The 19,175-nt window shown below is 69.4% G+C and carries 19 protein-coding genes; 8 read left to right on the top strand and 11 right to left on the bottom strand.

Features of this window, described 5'->3' with window-relative positions:
• Positions 1-216 precede the first annotated feature (216 nt).
• The 7 genes from Q0817_RS18850 to Q0817_RS18820 all read left to right on the top strand — a co-directional run bounded on the left by Q0817_RS18850 (position 217) and on the right by Q0817_RS18820 (position 5,773).
• On the top strand, positions 217-765 hold the full coding sequence (locus Q0817_RS18850) for a hypothetical protein (protein ID WP_298591666.1): 549 nt from the start codon (positions 217-219) through the stop codon (positions 763-765).
• 399 nt (positions 766-1,164) lie between these two features.
• Positions 1,165-1,932, top strand: a complete 768-nt coding sequence (locus tag Q0817_RS18845; protein ID WP_298591661.1) for an ABC transporter ATP-binding protein — start codon at positions 1,165-1,167, stop codon at positions 1,930-1,932.
• Between the two features lie 26 nt (positions 1,933-1,958).
• The gene (locus tag Q0817_RS18840) at positions 1,959-3,206 is read left to right on the top strand and encodes an ABC transporter permease (RefSeq protein WP_298591652.1); all 1,248 of its coding nucleotides are present in this window, start codon (positions 1,959-1,961) and stop codon (positions 3,204-3,206) included.
• Positions 3,207-3,256: 50 nt separating this feature from the next.
• Positions 3,257-3,871, top strand: coding sequence for a hypothetical protein (locus Q0817_RS18835; RefSeq protein ID WP_298591650.1), 615 nt, complete (start codon positions 3,257-3,259; stop codon positions 3,869-3,871).
• Between the two features lie 118 nt (positions 3,872-3,989).
• A complete protein-coding gene (locus Q0817_RS18830; protein ID WP_298591649.1) occupies positions 3,990-4,667 on the top strand; it encodes a hypothetical protein in 678 nt (225 codons plus the stop codon).
• A gap of 55 nt (positions 4,668-4,722) precedes the next feature.
• Positions 4,723-5,226, top strand: coding sequence for a hypothetical protein (locus Q0817_RS18825; RefSeq protein ID WP_298591648.1), 504 nt, complete (start codon positions 4,723-4,725; stop codon positions 5,224-5,226).
• Positions 5,227-5,410: 184 nt separating this feature from the next.
• Complete coding sequence (locus tag Q0817_RS18820) at positions 5,411-5,773, top strand: hypothetical protein (RefSeq protein ID WP_298591646.1); 363 nt, start codon at positions 5,411-5,413, stop codon at positions 5,771-5,773.
• A gap of 164 nt (positions 5,774-5,937) precedes the next feature.
• Here Q0817_RS18820 and Q0817_RS18815 read toward each other — a convergent pair whose 3' ends face one another.
• The 8 genes from Q0817_RS18815 to Q0817_RS18780 all read right to left on the bottom strand — a co-directional run bounded on the left by Q0817_RS18815 (position 5,938) and on the right by Q0817_RS18780 (position 14,326).
• On the bottom strand, positions 5,938-7,494 hold the full coding sequence (locus tag Q0817_RS18815; protein WP_298591645.1) for a hypothetical protein: 1,557 nt from the start codon (positions 7,492-7,494) through the stop codon (positions 5,938-5,940).
• Positions 7,487-7,831: a helix-turn-helix transcriptional regulator gene (locus Q0817_RS18810; protein ID WP_298591644.1), complete on the bottom strand. Its 345-nt coding sequence runs from the start codon at positions 7,829-7,831 to the stop codon at positions 7,487-7,489. Before Q0817_RS18810 ends, Q0817_RS18815 begins: the two co-directional genes overlap by 8 nt.
• Positions 7,828-8,334, bottom strand: coding sequence for a site-specific integrase (locus tag Q0817_RS18805; RefSeq protein ID WP_298591643.1), 507 nt, complete (start codon positions 8,332-8,334; stop codon positions 7,828-7,830). Before Q0817_RS18805 ends, Q0817_RS18810 begins: the two co-directional genes overlap by 4 nt.
• A 3-nt stretch (positions 8,335-8,337) precedes the next feature.
• On the bottom strand, positions 8,338-8,940 hold the full coding sequence (locus Q0817_RS18800) for a hypothetical protein (protein ID WP_298591642.1): 603 nt from the start codon (positions 8,938-8,940) through the stop codon (positions 8,338-8,340).
• 378 nt (positions 8,941-9,318) lie between these two features.
• Positions 9,319-9,870, bottom strand: a complete 552-nt coding sequence (locus tag Q0817_RS18795) for a hypothetical protein (protein WP_298591641.1) — start codon at positions 9,868-9,870, stop codon at positions 9,319-9,321.
• A gap of 260 nt (positions 9,871-10,130) precedes the next feature.
• On the bottom strand, positions 10,131-10,814 hold the full coding sequence (locus Q0817_RS18790; protein WP_298591640.1) for a response regulator transcription factor: 684 nt from the start codon (positions 10,812-10,814) through the stop codon (positions 10,131-10,133).
• On the bottom strand, positions 10,811-12,778 hold the full coding sequence (locus Q0817_RS18785; RefSeq protein WP_298591639.1) for an ATP-binding protein: 1,968 nt from the start codon (positions 12,776-12,778) through the stop codon (positions 10,811-10,813). The genes Q0817_RS18790 and Q0817_RS18785 overlap by 4 nt, the downstream gene beginning before the upstream one ends.
• Positions 12,779-12,991: 213 nt before the next feature.
• Positions 12,992-14,326 carry a TrkH family potassium uptake protein gene (locus tag Q0817_RS18780; protein ID WP_298591638.1) on the bottom strand — a complete coding sequence of 445 codons (1,335 nt, stop codon included), beginning with the start codon at positions 14,324-14,326 and terminating at the stop codon, positions 12,992-12,994.
• Positions 14,327-15,681: 1,355 nt separating this feature from the next.
• Here Q0817_RS18780 and Q0817_RS18775 point away from each other — a divergent pair.
• On the top strand, positions 15,682-15,876 hold the full coding sequence (locus Q0817_RS18775) for an ANTAR domain-containing protein (protein WP_298591676.1): 195 nt from the start codon (positions 15,682-15,684) through the stop codon (positions 15,874-15,876).
• Here the strand turns inward: Q0817_RS18775 and Q0817_RS18770 are convergent.
• From Q0817_RS18770 to Q0817_RS18760, 3 genes are all read right to left on the bottom strand, one after another.
• Complete coding sequence (locus Q0817_RS18770; RefSeq protein WP_298591637.1) at positions 15,873-16,709, bottom strand: alpha/beta fold hydrolase; 837 nt, start codon at positions 16,707-16,709, stop codon at positions 15,873-15,875. The genes Q0817_RS18775 and Q0817_RS18770 overlap by 4 nt on opposite strands.
• A gap of 296 nt (positions 16,710-17,005) precedes the next feature.
• Complete coding sequence (locus Q0817_RS18765) at positions 17,006-18,016, bottom strand: NAD(P)-dependent alcohol dehydrogenase (protein ID WP_298591636.1); 1,011 nt, start codon at positions 18,014-18,016, stop codon at positions 17,006-17,008.
• 20 nt (positions 18,017-18,036) lie between these two features.
• Entirely contained in the window at positions 18,037-18,849 is an 813-nt protein-coding gene (locus Q0817_RS18760) for a DUF4386 domain-containing protein (protein WP_298591635.1), read from the bottom strand.
• Positions 18,850-19,175 lie beyond the last annotated feature (326 nt).

Below are 19,175 nucleotides of genomic sequence, written 5' to 3'. Positions count from 1 at the left end.
CAGAAGGCAGTTGGAGGAACATCGGAGCTGTTACCCGAAACCTCACAATGTGCAGAAACCGCGAATAGAGTCGTTGTAACCTGACATAAGGCCGGCTACCGGACATTGCCCGCGGGAACGGTGATGCAGTTGAGGTTCGGCTTCGGGCGGAGCTTGATGAGGGTCCCCTTTTGTGCGCCGAGACTGCCGCCCACATTGGGCGGTAGCGTCGCGAACGTGGACGAGGACGCTGGCGCCGTGGGCCGTGACATTCGACCCGCCGGCGGATTCTCGATCCCCACGGTTGGTCAGCTCATCAGGCGCGCCTTGCCGGCAAGTGCAGTGGCGGTGATCAGCTTTCCGGCGCTGGCGTGGTTCCTGCCCGATGCTGCGCCGGAGCTGCTGTGGTTCCTGGCTACCTTGGCCGTCTTCGGGTTGCTGATGCTCGTCCACCACTTCGCTCAGGCTCCACGTCCTCGTTTTAACAAGAAGGTCAGCAAGGTGCGATGGCAGGGGGCGCTGTCCTCGGCGCCGAAGTTCAGGATCGTGCCGTCGGATCCCGACGTCCGGGCCGCTGCGGGCCTGGCTGCCTGCGCCATCGTCGAGGGGCTTGTGGTGATGGTGGCTGTCCTGCTGGGCATGTTCCTCGGTGAGCTCGTCCGGCCGGAGTTTCCGTGGGTGTTGGCCTCCTGTGGGGCGTTGGGGGTCGCGATCGGTTCCGCCTTTCGGATCCGGCGCGCTTGGTGCTATCTGCACGTGCTGCACGCTGGGTCACGGTCCGATTGACTACTGGAGCTGTCACGTCGCGGTTGGGGTTGACCATCGTGTCCCTCGGGTACGGGACGTTCGTTCCGGTGCCTGTCTCTGCGTGGCCCGGTGGGGGCGGGGAGGGACTGTTCTCTGGCCCCGGACAACCGCGGCCCGGGCGTGGCGCGCTGTCGTAGGGCCTCCGGGCAGTGGCGGATTGACGCCCGGAACCGCGTTTTGACGGGGGTCAGGAGCAGGAGCGCGAGCAGGGATCGGGGGGCACCCCTTTAGTGGGGACGCGTGCCGCGTTCACCCCATCATGTGCTTTCGCACATGATGGGGTGGGGGTGAGACGCCGTCCCACACCGGCCATTCAGGGGTTCATTGCCCGAAGTGGTCGCCGGCCGGCGTACGAGGAGGGGGAGAACAGGAATGACGATGCCCGCGGTGCTTCAGGTGCAAGACCTGGTGAAGTCCTACGGTCAGGGTGATGCGGGGTTCACCGCCCTGGGAGGGGTGAGTCTGGCGATCGAGGCGGGGGAGTCGGTGGCGATCGTGGGGAAGTCCGGATCGGGCAAATCCACCCTGATGCACCTGCTGGCCCTGCTGGACGCCCCGACCTCCGGTGCCGTGGCCCTGCACGGGGTGCCCACCGCGTCGATGAGCGCCCGGGAGCTGAACCGGGTCCGCAACGCCTCCTTCGGGTTCGTGTTCCAGCAGTTTTACCTCACCGCGAATCAGACGGTGCTGGAGAACGTGGTGCTGCCGCTGAAGATTGCCGGAGTGGGCGCGGCCGAACGCAAACGCCGGGGCCTGGTGGTCCTGGAGCGCCTGGAGCTGGCGGAGAAGGCCCACAGCAGGGCGGTGGATCTGTCCGGGGGGCAGAAGCAGCGGGTGGCGATCGCGAGGGCGGTGGTCAACGATCCGGCGGTGATCTTCGCCGACGAGCCCACGGGGAATCTGGATTCGGCCACCGGGGCGGTGGTCCAGGACATCCTCTTCGAGCTCAACAGGGAACGGGGCATCACCTTGGTGGTGGTCACCCACGACGCGGACCTGGCGGGCCGCTGCGACCGCCGGGTGCAGCTGCGCGACGGGCGGATCGTGGCGGAACCGGCCCGTACCGTCCCCGGGCCGGGCCCCGACGGGGTCGAGGCCGCCCCGCAGGGCGGGGCCGCCCTCGGGGTCACCGGCGGTGTCCGGTGAGGGGGCGGGACCTGGTCGGCTCCGCGGTGACCAGCACGCTGCGGGGCCGGATCCGCACGGTGCTGACCGTGGTGGCCGTGTTCATCGGCGCCTGTGCCCTGACCCTGACCTCGGGGATGGGCACCGGGGTCAACCGCTACATCGACGTCACCGTCGCCACCTTCGGTGACGCCAGCGCACTGTACGTGCAGAAGTCCCAGCCGCTGATCGAGCTGACCGCCGGGTCGGGGCCGCAAAAATACGATCCGGACTCCACCCAGATCGCCACCGGGTTCGGGGTTTCCTTCGTGGGCCTGTCGGACCAGGACGTCGCCACCATCGAGGGGATCGACGGGGTGGGGGAAGTGGCACCGGTCTACAACGTGGTCCCCACCTATCTGCAAGCCGGGCAGGAGAGGTTCCAGCTGACCCTGGGCATCCCGGTCGACTCCGAAGGAGTGCAGATGGCCTCCGGGTCGGTCGCGGCCGAGGGCCAGGACGAATTAGCGATCCCCGACACCTGGGTCACCGACCTCGGCTTCGGCTCGCCCCAGGAGGCCGTCGGGGCCACCGTGCAGGTCGTGATGACCAACAAAGCCGGGCAACAGCAGGAATTCGACGCCCGCGTCTCCGGGGTGACCCAGGCCAGCCTGGCCGGGGTGTCCAGGAACCCCATCCCCTCGACCTCCTTCAACGAACGCCTCTACGCCTACCAGGTCAGCGGCAGCCCCGAGGAGATCCCGGCCAGTTACATCATGGCCCGGGCCATCATGGACGACGCGGGCCGGGCCGGACCGATCCAGGCCCAACTGGAGGAGGCCGGGATGATCGGGCTGACCGTCGAGGACCAGCTGGGCATGTTCCGCACCGTCATCAACGCCATCATCTGGATCCTCAACGCGTGCGCGATCATCGCCCTGATCGCTGCCGGACTGGGCATCGTCAACACGCTGCTGATGTCCGTCCAGGAACGCACCCGCGAGATCGGGCTGATGAAAGCCATGGGCATGAGCGGGCCCAAGGTCTTCGGCCTGTTCTCCCTGGAAGCCGTATTCATCGGGCTGCTCGGGGCGGTGCTCGGGGCGGCCACCGGGGTGGCTACCGGCACCTACCTGACCCGGGTCCTGGCCGAGGGCTTCCTGGCCGGGCTGCCCGGGCTGTCCCTGTTCACCTTCCAAGCCCCGAGAATCGCCCTGATCGTGGCGGCCGTCCTGACCATCGCCTTCGCCGCCGGCACGATCCCGGCCGTGCGCGCCGCCCGGAAAGACCCCATCACCGCCCTGCGCCACGAATGACCACACCCCACCGGCGGCACTGCTGCCGGCACAGCGAAGGACCACCGGCCATGAGCACCCCACCAGAGAACCCGGACAACCCCGGCCACCCGTACGAGCCCGCCCGCGGCGGACCGCCCCGCTACGCCCCGCCCGGAGGGCACGACCGTGCGCGCGACGGTCACGGGCAGCAGCACGACCCTGCGCCGGCGCCACCACAGCTCAAACGGCTGCTGGGTCTGACCGTGGCCTCGGGCGCCCTCTATGCGGCCCTCGGGGTCGTCGTCACGATCATCTACGCCACGACGGACTTCGCCGCGATGTACCAGCGCATGGGGGTGCCGGCCGAGGACGCCGGCCAGATCGGGACCATGGTCGAGCAGATGCGCGGGATCTCGATCGCCTCCGGGGTGATCGCGGTCGTGGTGCTGCTGGGCCTGTACGCCACCGCCTACGTCTTCCTGAAAAAGGGCGCGAACTGGGCGCGGATCACCGGCACCGTGCTGGCGATCCTGAGCTCCCTAGGCTTTTTGGGCAACCTCTTCGGCTTCTGGCTCGACGGGCAATGGGCGATTCCGCTGATCGGCCTCGGGATCGCCTTCATCGCGGTCAACATCGCCTGGCTGGTGACCGCCTTCGGCGCCCCGCTGCGCGCCTGGTTCACCCGACCCCGCTACACCCGGTGACACACGCCGATCGGCGGTCATCGAGACGCCGGCAGGGACGAATCAGCCTTTTGTGAGGCGCCCGGAGCTCCGGCCGGGCACGGGCCACCTCCACCCATCACGACGACAGGGATCCACCATGGCAGTCGAAACACGACCCACCACCGGCACACCCGGCCCGTGGTTCCGCACCCTGTGCGGGGCCATCACCCTCGGGCTGAGCCTGGTGTGCGTGCTCTCGTCCCTGCCGTACCTGACCACCACCTCCGGCAGCGAGCAGCTGACCATCTGGGGGTTCTTCCTCTGGGGCGCCGGGTTGGCCGTCGGCGGGGCGTGGCTGATCCGCGGCCGGTCCAAGGGTCGGGACATCGTCTTCGTCCGGGACCGCCGACGCCTGCTGACTGTGGCGGCTCTGACCGTCGTGGTCGTCGGCATGGCGATCTTCTTTGCGACCCTGCCCGCTGAGGAGGGCGACACCTTCGACGCGTCCCTGGCGTATCGGACGATGTTCGCCAACCTCTTCGCGACCCTGCCGTTCATGCTCTTCGATCGGGAGGGCCACCATGAGCGCACCACCCCGATGCCGCAGGATCCCGCCGGGCGGCAGAGGGTGAAGCGGCGGATCGGTCTGCTGGTTCTCGCCGGGGTGGTGGCTTGGCCGGCCGGGGTGGTGCTGGGGGAGCTGGTGCACCCGTGGTTCGAGGAGATCCTGCCCCGCCTGGCCGCCGGCCTGCTGGTCGTTGCCGCCGTACTGGGCTACCGGCTCAAGAAGTCCCGGCCCTCGGGGGCCGGACCCGACGTGTCCCCGGACCGGTAGGACGTGCACCAGGTCATGGTTGCGGTGAGCCCACGACCCCGGGGAAGGACAGGCGATGTTCGTGGCACCGGGAACCGGTGAGGGGCCCGCCCCGAAGAAGGACCGGAAGTGGCTGTGGGGGCTGGGCGCGTGGCTGTTCTGGTTCATCATTGCCGACGAGGTGTTTGAGGCCGCGCTGGCCTGGTTGGTGGCCACCGGCGGGTACGGGTTCTCCAACGCGATCATCGGACTGCTCGCCCTGGGCGGGTGCTTCATCGGCGTGCAACGACTGCACGTCAAACACCGGCGCCTGGAGAACGAGGGTGACCCGGACCCGCTGCCGGCACCTTACGACTACCAGACCCAGGCCCAGGGAGGGGTCTTCATGGGCTGGGCGTTCGGGATCATCACCTGGGTCGCCACCGCGGCCTGGCTGATCTTCGTCGGGGTGGGTGCCGCGATGACGTTCTGGCCAATCGTGGGGACGACGATCCTGTGGGCCGGGCGGATGGAGATGGCCCACGCGCGCGTCATGGACGCCCGCCGCGGTCAGCCGCCGGCACCAGCCGGCCAGGACTGAGCGAGGAAGGACAACGATGCCCCCGATCCCTAGAGTTCCCCAGGCGCCGCAACCACCGCAGGAGCCCCCGCCCCGTGGGCTGGCCCGGGTGCCGGGGGTGGTGTGGGTCCTGGTGGGGATCGCAGCATTTCCGTTCACCGTCGGACCCGGTGGCCGGTTCATCGGGTGGCTGCAAGGTGACGCAGTGCCCGCCCTGCTGGCCGCCGGAGGGTACTGGCTGTCCAACGCGGTCTTCGGCGCCGTGACGATCGCCGGTGGAGCGCTGCTCCTGGGCCTCGAGCAACGACGCATCCGCCGGATCCAGCGTGACGGGGACCCCAAACCGCCTGCACCACCGGACAGCTACGCCCGACGAGCCAGACTGAATTGGTGGTTTACCGGCGTGATCGCTCTCAGCGGTGGCGCTCTGGCCCTGTGGCAAGCATCCAACCAGGACTGGGCCGGGATCGTGTTCGGCCCGCTGGCCGCTCTAATCGTGATCCTCGAGGGGTGGATGAACAGCCGACACCTCAGGGCCATGGATACCCGGCAGAACTCCGGGGAGTAGAGCACCACGGGTGCGCCAACCACGGCACTGTACCGCCAAAGGCGGATGGGTAAGCCAGTTTGCTACGCGAAGACGCTATGCGAGGTTGGAGCGGCGAAAGCCGAACAAGGCCCCGGTCGGCGCTGATGGGGAAGTGCGTTATCCGGTTCTTCGGTGATTGCAGGTCATTGGGGCTGTTGGCGCTTCAGGTCGATGTAGTCGGACATCGGTGTGGCGGCTCGAGCGGCGTGCTGGGCGATGACGCCGGGGCCGTAGCCGAGGAGGTCGATCAGGGTTCGTGCGTCGACTTCTTGGGTCAGGTCCCGCAGCGTGGCGTTGCGGGCCCGTTGGGCGTCGATGCCGAGGACTTTGAGCCTGCCGGAGAGAGTGTTCGGGTGCAGGTGCCGGCCTGCTCGGATGCCGGGGAACAGCCATTGCGTGCCGGTATTGACGGTGTTCTGGTTCTCGGGATTGTGCAGGTGCTGCCAGAACACCTCGGTGAGCGCTTCGGGAATGGCTGCCGGGGTGGTCCCCAGGGTGAGGAGCATGCCGCCCGGGGTGACCGTGAGGTGCTCCCGGCGGAGCAGAACGATCTTGTTCAGGGGGTGGGCCCATAGCAGCAGGAGCAGCCCGGCCAGGCGGGTGGACCTGGTGACCTGGCGGTGTTCGAGGCAGTTCCGGAGGAGCTCGAGGCGCTGTGACTGGGTGATCATGGGCGTGGAGTGGGCGTTGCGGAAAGGCACCTGAAGTGCGCCGGTGCGGTGGTCTTGGTCGTGGTCGAGCCAGCGGATGAAGGCGCGGATGTGCTTGCGGGTGCTGGGTCCGTCGCTGAGGTAGTCGTCGATGTGGAGTTGCCGCAGTTCCTGCGCGGTGGCGTGGTGGTGTGCTCGCAGCCAGAGGAGGAACTTCCCGGCTTCGGTGATCTCCTGTTTGGCCGCGCCGGTGGCGGCCTCGAGATCGGTGTCGGGCTCGGCTGCCTTCGCGCGGATGCGCTGGAGGTGGTGCCAGGTGGCGAAGCGTCCGATGAGGTGGGCCGTGCCGTCCTCGGGCAGGGCGGCGATCCTGGCGGCGAGCCAGTGTTCGAACCGTACGAGGGTCTCGTCGCCGCGGGTGGGCATCATGCGGTGGTGGACGAGCAGTGCCCGGAGGTGTTCGGCGGCGTTCGAGCGGGGGAGACGGTCGAAGGCTTCGTGGGTGAGCGCCAGTTCGCGGGCGCCAATGGCATCCAGCAGGGTCCTGGCCGGGGTGCCTGGGCGCATGTAGGTGTAGACGCTCTCGGGCCGTTGGGTTCCGGTGAGCACTCTGATGAGCCGGTGCAGACGGAGGTCGTCGCCAGGGGCGAGCACGGTGGTGAGATCGTCGGTGAGAGCGCAGCGGATGCATAGCCCGGTACGGAATCTCTCGGCTTCACGGTGGCAGCGGGTGCAGGTCAGGGCGGTGGTGATGCCGGCGCAGTCACGGCAGATGGGCTCTCGGCCGGGGGAGCGGCCTGGGAGCATGCGGTGTTCCCGGCAGTGCGGGCAGGTGCCGTAGGTGTGGGTGGCGTCGGTGAAGCAGGCCCCGCAGATGGCTCCGTCGGGCCAGTGGAGGCGGATCTTGGCGACCTGCTGGTGGCAGCGGTCGCAGGCGTGGGGGCCGGTCGAGCGGGGTCGGCCACGTTTGTTCGGGGTGGGGAGGCCGGTGAGCGTGGGGGGCCGGGCGGATCCGTTGCCGTCGGTGGCCGGACGCCAGGGGTCAGTCATTGTCGTCGTCGATGATCCGGGCGCGCACGGGGCGGTAGTGGCGAAGGTCGGGGAGGTCTTCACCGGCGGCCGCATGGCGTTGCCGGACGGTCTTGGCGTCGGTGGCCGTGTAGGTGATCAGGTCGTTGGGCGTGACCTCGAGGGCGTCGCAGAGGGCGACGAGGACCTTGAAGGAGATCCGCTCGGGCTGCTGGGTCACGATGCGCCAGACGGCGTTGGCGGTGAGGGTGATGCCGCGTTCGTGCAGTAGCTCGGTGAGGTCTTTGGCGGTGTGCACGCCGCGGCGTGCCATGATCTCGCGGACTCGCCAGGTGTAGGTGATCTCGCGTGTGCTCATGGGGTTCTCCTGGGTGCGGGCAGCCCGAGGGCTGCCTGGATGGTGCGGTCGTGGGCCCGTTCCAGGGCCAGGCGCTGGTAGTCGGGGGAGGGCAGGGAGTAGATCGAGGTCGTCGCGGCGTGCTCGTGGCCCAGCTGGAGTTGGACGAAGGTGACGTCGAAGCCGGCCCCGGTGATCAGCTGCGTCGCGTAGGAGCGGCGGAAGGAGTGCAGGTCGAGCCCGGGCGGGAAACCGAGTTCATCGATGAAGCCTCGCAGCCTCCCGAGCAGATGCGATTCGCCCACGATCGCCCCGGTGCTGGTGGGGAAGAGATCGCTCACCGGCTGCCCGTAGCGGGGCAGCCCGTTGCGGATCCAGTCCTGGATCATCTCCGCGGACCAGGGCCACACGGTCAACACGGAGCGGACCTTCTTCGCCGAGCCACGGTGGGACTTTCCCCAGCGCACGCGCAGCACGCCGTGGCCGCCGAGATAGGGCGCCCGGTTGTTGGAGGAGAAGTCCACGACCTACAGGTGCCGCAGTTCGTTGGAGCGCAGTCCCCAGCTGTAGGCCGTCTTGAACGCGATCGCGTCCCGCCAGGCGGCCAGCGCACCCTTGCGCCCGGCGGCCAGGATCCGCTCGACCTCCAGATCGGCCAGATCGAACAGCTCCTGCAGCTCGGCCTGGGTGAAGGGGCGTTTGGCCGGGCGCGCCTCGGTGGGCTGGGCGTGGGTGAGGCGGTTGAGCTCGGTCACGACCTGGGCGAAGACCTGCCCGAAGGACCTCGCGGCCTGCTGGCACCAGTCGTAGTGCGGATCGCAGGCGTAGTCGCAGAACAGCTTGATCGCTCCCTGGTAGGAGCGCACGGTGCCGTGGGAGAGGTTGCGCACCGCCCGGGCGTGGGAGAAGAACTCGTCCGCATCTGCCAGCGTCCATTCCCACGGGTAGCGCCCGGAGAAGTCCACCAGACTCATCACGACACGGCGTCGGGTGCCGATCGTCGCCGGCGCGAAGTCCTTCGCCCGCTGCTGAGCGCCCCATCCATCCAGGACAGTGCTCAGGAAGGCGTCCGGATCGGGGGCTTGCCCGCCGAAGGGAACGAACCGCACGTTCTCGCCATCGTGGCCCATGGGTCATCCTCGGAGCTCAGAAGAGGATTGCGATCCTCGCACACAGATTGCGTGCAACGCAATCAGCACCGACAGAAACCCAGGTCGGAAGCCGAATCAGCCCAGTCGAACCCGGCAGCAACCACGCCAGACACGCTACGTCGCCGTGCGGTACTTGAGCAGGGTCATCCCACGTCAGAGGACAATCGGGGGAGCACCAAGGTCATCACCCGGAACCTCACGATGTGCGCAGGACGCAGATAAAGTCTTTACCGCTTTACATATGGCGGAATACCGGCCACTGAGGCGCGGACATTGCCCGACCCGCCCCTGATTTCATGCGGCCGGATTTGCTCCAGTTCCGCGGTGACGCGGTGCTTCGGCCCTTCGAACGCGGGATCAGGAAACAGGTCGGTGGGCGTGGTGTTCGTGCAGTCGCAGATACGCCCAGGATCGCCCGGCCGGGAGAAGCGCGGTGGCGATGAGCACGCCCAGCGTGGTGAGGACGGGCAGCCACGGCAGTCCAGGGCGCAGCACGGCCCCGGCCACGGCGGTCGCCCCGGCCATTGCCAGCAGCACCATGTTCTCGAGCTGGGCGCAGGAGCGGACCGCTGCGCCGATGCGCATCGAGGATGAGCTCGGCAAGTGGTGCGTCCGCAGCGCTGTGTTCCGGGCGGCCGCGATGTCGACGCTTTGTCCGGTGTGTGCCAGGAGCGGTCGTGGGGCCCGGGTGGTGGTCAGCACGAGCCAGGCGATTCCCATGATGGGGATCCAGGCCAGGGCGAACCATTGCGGGCCGCTCTCGCTCCGTCCGGCCCACCACGTGGTGATCATCCCGGTGAGGACGAGGGCGACCATCGCCGGGACCGTCGACATCAGCAGGCGCCGCTGGGAAGGAATGGGGCGCTCCGGATGGCGCAGCACCACTCCGGCTCGCTCGGGTGTCGCCATGCTATCCATGGCGGTGCTCCGATCGTGTCCCGCCGGCGGTGCCGCTCGTGACCGTGGAGACGATGCCCGGTCCTGGGGTGTCAGGCGAATGCGGACAGGGGCCTGCGGAGGGTCGTTCCACGCCGTGTCCTTTCGCCCGTGGCCGCTGGTCGGGCCCGAGGGCCTGCTGCCAGTACACACCCGCCTCGGATGGGCGGGGCGTTTCTTAATGCAGCTCTAACAGGGTCGGCGTCGTCGTGACCGGTGTCGGGCGGGTGCGGTCAGGGGGTGAAGCGGTAGCCCATGCCGAGTTCGGTGCGGAAGTAGCGCGGGTGGGGCGGGTCGGGTTCGAGCTTGGCGCGGATCTGGGACATGTAGACGCGCAGGTAGTTGGTTTCCTCCCCGTACTCGGGGCCCCACACGGTGGTGAGTAGTTCGGTGCGTCCGATCAGCCGGTGCGGGTTGCGGGCGAAGGTCTCCAGCAGGCGCCACTCGAGCTTGGTCAACCGCACGGGCTGGTCGGCGACGGTGACGCTGCGGGTGGCCAGGTCGATGCGCACCCGCCCGTCGGTGGTCTCGACCTGGGCCTGGCCCGGATCGGGGTGGGCCCGGCGCAGGGCTGCGCGCAGCCGGGCGAGGAGTTCGTCCATGGCGAAGGGTTTGGTGATGTAGTCGTCGGCCCCGCGGTCCAGGGCATCGACCTTGCTGTGGGACTCGCCCCGGGCGGTGACCACGATGATCGGCACGGTGGACCAGCCCCGGATCCCGTCGATGACCTCCCGGCCCTCCAGGTCGGGCAGGCCCAGGTCCAGGAGCACAACGTCGGGGTGCTCGTCGGCGGCCAGCTGCAGGGCCTGGTGACCGGTGGCGGCCCGGTGGGTGCGGTAACCGCGGGCCTTGAGGTTCACCAGCAGGGCGCGGGCGATCTGGGGGTCGTCCTCGACGACGAGCACGCTCGGGCTCACGCTGACACCTCGTCATCTGATCCGTCGGTGATGGCCCCGTGGGATGGATCGCTGAGGGTGTTGACGGTTGGTGTGGGGAGAGTGAGGACCATGGTCAGTCCTCCACCGGGAGTGTCGGTGGCGTGCACGCGTCCGCCCATGCCCTCGGCCAGTCCGCGGGCGACAGCCAGACCGAGACCGACACCGGTGGTGGTGTCCCGGTCGCCCAGCCGTTGGAAGGGTCGGAAGATCGTTTCCTTGTCCTCATCTGGTACGCCGGGGCCGTGGTCGATCACGTGCAGGTCGACCGAGTCGGATCCGGGGACGGCCTGGATCAGTACGGGGCTGTTGCGGCTGTGTTTGAGGGCGTTCTCGGCGAGGTTGGCGATCACGCGCACGAGCAGCCCGTGGTCCCCGGCCACCGGCGGGCACCCGGCCGGAATGTCGATGTGCATTCGGGGGCCACCGATCGTGGCGCCGAGGCTGTGCGCCGCGGCCGCGGCGAGGTCCTCGAGATCCAGCGCGGTGCGGTGCACCAGAAGGCTCCCGGCCTGGATACGGCTCATGTCCAGCAGGTCCTCGATCCGCTCGGTGAGTTGGTCGGCCGATTCCTCGATGGTGGCCAGCAGTTCGGCGGTGTCCTCCGCACTGAGCACCACGTCCTCCAATCGCAGGCTCGAGACCGCGGCCTTGATCCCGGCCAGGGGGGTGCGAAGGTCGTGGGAGACGGCCGCCAGCAGCGCGGTGCGCATCGCGTTGCCGGCCGCCAGTTCCTGGGCGGCCAGGCGTGCCTCGGTGAGTTCCTGCTGCTGCAGCACGGCCGCGATCCTCCCGGCGAAGGCCTCCAGTACGCCTTGGTCCGAGGCCTCTTGGGGGAAGCCGTTGATGAGCAGGAGGTGGTGGTCGTCGACGACGACGGTGTTGTCGCAGGTGGCCGGTTCCGGAACCGGTTCCCCGGAGCCGGCGAGGACGGTCCACGCCTGGGGATCCGCCGGGGTGGGGACGTGGGCGGTCAGGGCGACGGCCTGCAGGTCGTAGGTGCGGCGCAGCCGCTCCAGCAGCGCCGGCACGCTCAGCCCTTCCCGGATCACCCCGCCGGCCAGTTCGAACAGGGTGGCTGCCTGGTGGCGGGCCCGCCCGGCCTCGGTGGTGCGCCTTGCCTCGATGTCCACGACCCGGGCCACGCCGGCGGCCACCAGCAGGAACAGTCCCAGGGCCACGACGTTGAGTGGTTCGTGGATGATCCATTGCCCGGTGGGCGGGGTGAAGAACCAGTTGAGCAGCATCGTGCTGGCCAGCGCGGCCGTCACGGCCGGCCACCATCCGCCCAGGATCGCGACGAAGACCACCACTGTGAGGTGGGACAGGAAATCCAGGGTGATCGTGTCCGTCCCGGTGCCGGCCTGGAGGAATCCTGCGGTCAGGGCGATCGGCCCCAGCAGGGCCAGGGCCCAGCCGGCCGCTCGACGGGCGGGCCCCAGGGGGGCGAGACGTTGACGCCGGGTCGTGTGTGGTCGGACGGCGTCGTGCGGCACCTGGAGCACATCCAAGTCATCAGCGGCGTCCAGGAGCCGGGTCGGGATGCCCGGACGCAGGAATTCGCCCAGGTGCCGGCCTCGCGCGGTGCCGATCACCACGTGGGTCGCCTGGACGCTGCGGGCGAAGCCCACCAGGGCATCGGCCACGTCCTCGCCCAGCACCGTGTGCCAGGTGCCCCCGCCGGCCTCTACCATCGGCCGCCAACGGGTCAGTAGCTCAGCACCACCCTCGAGGTCGCCCCGGCGGGCATCCCCGGCCACGTGCACGGCCATCAGCTCGGCCCCGGGCATCCGTGCCGCGGTCAACAGCCCGCGCTCGATCAGCCCCTCGGACTCCGCGCCTCCCGATACGGCCACCACCACCCGGGCGTGCCGGACCAGCCCGCTCCCGGGCTCGTCGGCGGCGTCCCTGGTGCTGCGCTGCGGGGTGCGGCTGCCTGTGACCACGGTGTCCTCCTCCAAATGGGACCCGGAGGCAGCGAAACGTTGCCAGGGCCCGGAAGCGAGCGTAGCCACCAGGTACCGGCTCGGCCACACCGGCCGCACCGGTCACCTGCCCCGCGCGGCTGGCCCCACATCCTTTCTGTGCATCCACCGAGCTCTGGCGGTTCCCCGTGATCTCCTGAGGCGAGCTGCCGGCCGTGCGGGGAGCGGGTCCGGTCACCCGATGATGGGGCGTTCTTCGGGCAACCGGAAGAGACGGCGCTGGGTGCGCAGGGCCAGGGACGCGGCGATGGTGATGGTCCCCACCCGGCCCAGGAACATCAAGGCGATCAGCACCAGCTCGGCACCGGCGGGCAGGTCCCCGGTGATCCCCATGGACAACCCCACGGTGGCGAAAGCGGATGCGCACTCGAACAGCGCGGTCTCCAGGCCGTGGTCGGTCAGCACCAACAGGGCCACCGTGCCCAGCACGACCGCGGCGACCCCCAGCAGCGCCACGGACAGCGCCTGGCGCTGCACCGAGGAACTGATCGAGCGCGGCCCGATGGTGACCTGGGCATGGCCGCGGACCTCGTTCCAGATCGCGTAGGCCAGCACCAGGAAAGTGGTGATCTTGATCCCCCCGGCCGTGCCGGCGCTGCCGCCACCGATGAACATCAGCACATTGGTCACCAGCAGCGACTCCGAGGAGGCCGCCCCGTAGTCGATGCTGTTGAACCCGGCCGTACGGGGGAACACGCTCAACCCCAGAGCACCCAGGACCTTGCCGCCCACCGGCAGGTCCCCGAGGGTTTCGGGGCGGTCCCACTCGAAGGCCGCCAGGACCACGAACCCCAGCACCAGCAGCAGCAGCGTGCCGTAGACGGTCAACCGCACATGCACCGTCCAGGCTTTCGTCATCGTGGAGTCCCGCAGCAATTCGATGATCACCGGGAACCCCAGACCGCCGATGATCACCGCGGCGCAGACGGGCACGATGATCCACGGGTCGCCGACGAAACCCATGAGGCTGTCGCTGAACACCGAGAACCCGGCGTTGTTGAACGCCGAGATCGCGTGGAACACCCCGTGCCACAGCGCCGGGCCCAGCTCGTGGTCGTAGGCGATCCAGAACCGCACGGTCAGGATCACGGCCACTACGGCCTCGACGGTGAGCATGATCTGGGCGACCCGCAGCAGCACCCGGCGCACATCCCCCAGGTTCACCGTGTGCGTCTCCGAAGCGGCGACCAACTGGTTCCACAAACCCAGACGCTTGCGCACCAGCAGGGCCAACAGCGTCGCCAAGGTCATGATCCCGAACCCACCGACCTGGATAAGCCCCAGGATCACCGCCTGCCCGAACGGGGTCCAGAACGTCGGGGTGTCCACGGTGATCAGCCCGGTCACGCACACCGCCGAGACAGCGGTGAACAGCGCCGGCATGAACACCGCCGACTCCGGGCCGGCCCGGGAGATCGGCAGCATCAACAGCACCGCGCCCACCATGATCGTGGCCAGGAACCCCACCGGAACCAGTCGGACCGGATTGTCCAGGAACGCCTTCTTCATCCGCCCAGGAATCTTCGGAGACTTCCCGGGGACCACTCGGGGAGAACCGGCCGTCCGGAACACCGCGCCGCCCCCTGCCCATGATCGCGTTGCCTGCCACGGCGCCGAGGACCACCCCCGACGCTACTGAACAGTTCACGCCCGACCCCCCAGCACCAGGACGGTTCTTAACGCTGGGCTAATGCCACCGGCACGAATCTTGACGCCCTCTTCACACCCGCCCCGCCTCGCCCCGTCGCAGCTGGAACCCCTGTGGGCCATGCGCGCAGAGGCCGTCACTCTGGCCTGCGTCGTCATGGCCGGCGTGGCACAGATGGAGCTGGAGCGGGTCACCGACTCGATGACCCCGTCCCCGGGGAGGGTGCCGACCAGGGCCTGGGCGGGCGGGGCCCTGCTGTCGTCTGCGAGGGACCACTACCTCGGGGTTGGGGAGCCCCTGTCTGCGGTGCGGGAGATTGCGCGGGGGCAGGGGGCCAGCCCGGGACAGGCGAAACCGCTCACCACGTCGGTGCGCAGTCGGTCCAGATCCACGGCGTCGCCTTCGTTCAGGTGGTGGTTCCGTACCCAGGCCCGGGCGGCCCGCCAGACGTCGTCGCAACCGTACTCCGTGTCGGGGCGGGCTGCCCCGATGCGGGTCTGGAGCGGGTGGGCGGGGTGGTCTCCCATCAGCGAGAAAACAGCCACCGGGTTGGAACCCAAGCGGACCTCCCCGCGGACGGAGGTGATGGTCCGCCCGTGGAGGACGTCGCCGGGCTGCAGATCCCACGCGCGGGGGGCGCTGGCACAGTCCAGCGCAGCGCGCGGCTGGGTGAACCGCTCCGGCGTTGGTGGCAAGGACTCCTCGCTGACCTGCGGTGGCTCGTGGTGTCCTTCCGGTTCCGGGCTCATCGCGGCTCCTCGACACCGGAGCCCGGTGGGTTCCGGTGGTGGCGGTTGGTTGCGCTCATCCTGCCCCGCCGTTCCCTCGGTGCCAAGAGGCGATGAGCGTGGTGATGACCGATAGGCCGGCCGGGGACAGCCCGTGACTACTGCCAGTACCCGGGGTTGCCGCACCATCAGGTGTCATCTGACCTGGGTTGCTCCAGGGCGGATCCCAGGAATACGACAGGCACCTAAGGTCACGGCCAGCACGGGCGTTGCAGACACTCCGTTTTACATATGGCCCGGATACCGGCCGTTGGTCTATCAGGGGCAGGAGATCGGGGCGGTGAAGGTCTACGTGGGCGAGCCGGAGGCATTCACCGAGCACGAGGAGCACCTGCTGGGTCTGCTGGCGGGGGCCGGCCGCGACCCTGTTGGAGGCCCTCCAGGACTCGCGTGCCGCCCACCAGCTCACCGGGCGGCTCCACGATGCTGTGGCCGGGCGGCTCCATGACGCGGTGGCGGGTCGCCCGGAGATCCAGCAGGCCGTGGGCTTGTTGATGGAACGCCACGACCTGGAGGCCGACCCCGCTCACGCCCGGCTGCGGGCCGCGGCCCACCAGCAGCATCTGCCGGTGCTGGAGCTGGCCGGGTGCCTGCTCCACCACGCCGAGGATCCTCGACTCTAGGCTCCGGTCCGCCCCGCGGTAAGGAAATTGACGACGGCCGGGGAGACCAGGGGCGCGTTTTCGGCTTGTGGGTAGTGTCCGGCCCCGGGGACGAGGAGGACCTGGCCGTGGAGCCGGGCGGCGATGAGGGCGGCTTCTGTGGCGGGGTCGGGGAAGTCCGGGTCGTTGGTGCCCATCACCACCAGGGTCGGGGCGGTCACCTCGCCCAACCGGGCCTCGGCGGGGGCGTGGGTCGTGCGGGTGGTCCGGACGAAGGCGGCCCAGTGCCGGCGGCGGCGCAGGCTCGCGTCGATCGCGGCCAGGTGCCTCTCGAATCCCGGCGGTGTGCGTCCGGGGTAGAACTTCGGGAAGTAGGTGCGCCACACCCACCGGCCCCAGGGCCGGCGCAGCGCCAGACGGAGCAGCACCCGTTGCCACGGGGGCGTCGGCACGTTGCGCACGAACGGCCCGATCAGCACCAGACGCTCCACCAAATCTGGGTTCTCGGCCGCGGCCCAAACCGCCGATCCGGCCCCCATCGAGTTGCCGATCACGCTGGCGGGGCCACCGAGGTGCGTGATGAGCGCCAGGATGTCCTGTCCGGTGGACACGTCGTCGTAGTGGCTGAAAGACGCATCGCTGTCCCCGTGCCCGCGCAGGTCCATCACCGCCACCCGGTATCCGGCCGTCACCAGATCGGCGGCCAGGAAGCGGTATACCCGGCGCAGATCACCCATTCCCGGCACGCACACCACCAAGTGACCTTCGCCGTGGACCTCGAACGCCAGCCGCCCCTCGCCCCGGGGCAGGAACCGGGGCGGGGAACCGCTCGTCGTCTCGTCTGTCAGTGCCATCACTGATCTCCGTCACCATCGTCGTGTCCGTGAACTACTGTCCCTGACACGAAGGCCAGGAGGATGATTTTCGGGATCATGAACCCCCCGAAAAGTGGAGATGAACTGCCCTGGTCTTCGCTCTTCAAGGACTCCAGGAGCGGAAGACCCGCCCCGAGCACCGATGAACGCACGCCCGTCCAAAGGGTGAGAAGCTCTTGAGCCGGTGTGGTGGCACGGCTCCCGTGGGAGCGCGGTGAGCGTGGACAGGGGAGCCTCCTCAGCGGTGCCTACGGGTGCGTCGAGCCCCGGGGGCCTCAGACGGTGATGGCGAGCTTGCCGCGCACCGTTCCGGTCTCGAGGTGGCGCATGGCCTCCGCGGCTCGTTCCAGGGGATGGGTCCGATCGAGGTGTGGCACCACCTGCCCGGCTTCGATGAGCTCGGTGAGCCGGTGGAGGTCACCGGTGCGCGTGGTGGAGACGACGTTCGTGAACCGCTGGCGGACGAACGGTGAGAGGGCCAGGGCGCGCAGGGTCCGTCCCATGCCTCCGGTGAGGCGGTCGCCGTCTTCCCCGCCCACGAGCACGGCGGTACCGGCCGGGGTCAGGGCCCGGCGCAGCCGGGACAGCGGCGGGTTGCCGGCCAGGTCGAGGATGAGGTCGTAGTGGTGGGTGCCGTCGGCGAAGTCCTCGCCGGTGCGGTCGATGACGTGGTCCGCGCCCAGGGAGCGGACGTGGTCCAGGTTGGCGGTGCTGGTCACCGCGGTGACCTCGGCGCCGAGTGCCTTGGCCAGTTGTACGGCGTAGGAACCGACTCCGCCGGAGGCCCCGGTGATCAGCACCTTCTGCCCTGCCTGCAGACGCCCGGCCTGGCCCAGGGCGTGCAGGGCCGTGGCTGCCGAGATCGGTACCACCGCGGCCTGGGCAGCGGTCAGGCTTCCCGGTGCGGGGGCGAGCTGGTTCTCCCGGGCCACGGCGTACTCGGCGAAGGACCCGCGGGCGATGCCGTACACCTCCTCGCCCACGGAGATCCCGGTGACGGCGGCCCCGAGGGCCACGACCGCACCGGCCACCTCCATCCCGGCCACCGGGTTCCTCGGTGTCCGCAGTCCGAAGACCAGGCGCATCAGGTAGGGCCGTCCCGTCATCAGGTGCCAGGTACCCCGGTCCAGCCCGGCCGCGTGCACGCGCAGCAGCACCTCCTTCGCCCCGGGTCGGGGCACCGGGACCTGTGCCAGGTGCAAGACCTCAGCAGGGCCGTACCGCTCTCGCACGACCGCCCGCATCGTGTTCGCCAGTGCGGGAGTGGTTGCGTCCTGGTCCTCCACTGATTGGGGTCCTTCAGCTGTCATGACGGTGTTCCTTCCCGGAGAGTGTCCGGTCGGTGCCCGGCAGGAATCTGCCGGGGCGCGGTGGTGGAGAGGCGTCCCCGGTGGGGTGCCCCGTGGACGGGTGGCCGCAGCAGCAGGGTCACGCCGAGGGCGGCCACCCACAGGCCCCACCCGGTGCTGCCGATCAGCCCGGCCGGTTCCCAGACGGGGAAGCCGGCCACGGCGGTGGCCAGCACCTCGCCCTGGTTGAGCAGGTAGATCCCACTGACCACCAGCCCGGTCACCCCGAGCCAGCCCGGCAGGATCCGGTGGTACAGGATGAGGGCGGACACCGTGATCGACCAGGTCAGGACCAGCACCTGGCCCAGGTGCTCGCCCAGCAGGGCCCCGCCGAACTGGTGCTGGGCCGTCCAGGCGGCCTCCACCGCGGCCCGGCCGGCGGGATCGGCACCGGCCCAGGTGCCGGCCAGGGACGGGACCACGAACACCCAGCGCAGGAACCCGATCACCGACAGCACCACCGAGGCCGTCCCGATCCAGGTGGCCGCTCGCAGCACCGGGTCCCCCTGGCGTTCCAGGGCGGCCGGCAGCAGCAGGATCGGCACGGCGAGGATCCCGTAGGTCCAGGCGGTGGCGAACCAGACCCACACCAGTCCCGGGCCGCCGGCGTGGAAGGCCGGCAACACCACTCCGGGTGGTTCCCGCAGAATGTCGGGCCAGTCGAAGGTGCTCGACAGCACCGTGGCTGCGGTGGCGAAGGTGAGGGCCCCGAGGAGGAACAGTCCTCCGGTGACTCGGGGAAGGCGGGGAGAGGCGCTGGGGTCGGTCATGGCCGGGCGGCTTTCTCGAAGGCTTCGACATCGTGGTCAGCCGGTGTGCCTGACCGATCCACATCCTGGTGACTCCTCGGTTGCGGGAGTTATCGATTGCGCTGAGCGACCATGCCGATCGGTTGTGCGCAGCCGGTGCCGGTCAGGGTGAGCGTGTGCGGCGGGGACGGTTCCGGGTCTTCTGGGTGTGCTCTGTTCACCACCTCGCCGGGGCGGCCGCCGGATGTCTGCTGTCGGCGCGACGGCTCGCTCTGAGTAAGTGTTGGGAAAGGGGTCACCCTACGGTTTTCGCTTGCCATGGTCGTCGTCCTGGTGGTGGAGCCAGG

Source organism: uncultured Kocuria sp. (assembly GCF_947500125.1).
Classification (GTDB): Bacteria; Actinomycetota; Actinomycetes; order Actinomycetales; family Micrococcaceae; genus Kocuria.
This window is presented reverse-complemented; position numbering and strand designations above follow the sequence as displayed.

Excerpts from the sequence above, each read along its gene's own strand:
- Q0817_RS18810 (WP_298591644.1), bottom strand. The coding sequence starts at position 7,831 with ATGAGCACACGCGAGATCACCTACACCTGGCGAGTCCGCGAGATCATG.
- Q0817_RS18815 (WP_298591645.1), bottom strand. The coding sequence starts at position 7,494 with ATGACTGACCCCTGGCGTCCGGCCACCGACGGCAACGGATCCGCCCGG.
- Q0817_RS18825 (WP_298591648.1), top strand. The coding sequence starts at position 4,723 with ATGTTCGTGGCACCGGGAACCGGTGAGGGGCCCGCCCCGAAGAAGGAC.
- Q0817_RS18780 (WP_298591638.1), bottom strand. The coding sequence starts at position 14,326 with ATGAAGAAGGCGTTCCTGGACAATCCGGTCCGACTGGTTCCGGTGGGG.
- Q0817_RS18800 (WP_298591642.1), bottom strand. The coding sequence starts at position 8,940 with ATGGGCCACGATGGCGAGAACGTGCGGTTCGTTCCCTTCGGCGGGCAA.
- Q0817_RS18795 (WP_298591641.1), bottom strand. The coding sequence starts at position 9,870 with ATGGCGACACCCGAGCGAGCCGGAGTGGTGCTGCGCCATCCGGAGCGC.
- Q0817_RS18835 (WP_298591650.1), top strand. The coding sequence starts at position 3,257 with ATGAGCACCCCACCAGAGAACCCGGACAACCCCGGCCACCCGTACGAG.
- Q0817_RS18845 (WP_298591661.1), top strand. The coding sequence starts at position 1,165 with ATGCCCGCGGTGCTTCAGGTGCAAGACCTGGTGAAGTCCTACGGTCAG.
- Q0817_RS18760 (WP_298591635.1), bottom strand. The coding sequence starts at position 18,849 with ATGACCGACCCCAGCGCCTCTCCCCGCCTTCCCCGAGTCACCGGAGGA.
- Q0817_RS18770 (WP_298591637.1), bottom strand. The coding sequence starts at position 16,709 with ATGGCACTGACAGACGAGACGACGAGCGGTTCCCCGCCCCGGTTCCTG.
- Q0817_RS18830 (WP_298591649.1), top strand. The coding sequence starts at position 3,990 with ATGGCAGTCGAAACACGACCCACCACCGGCACACCCGGCCCGTGGTTC.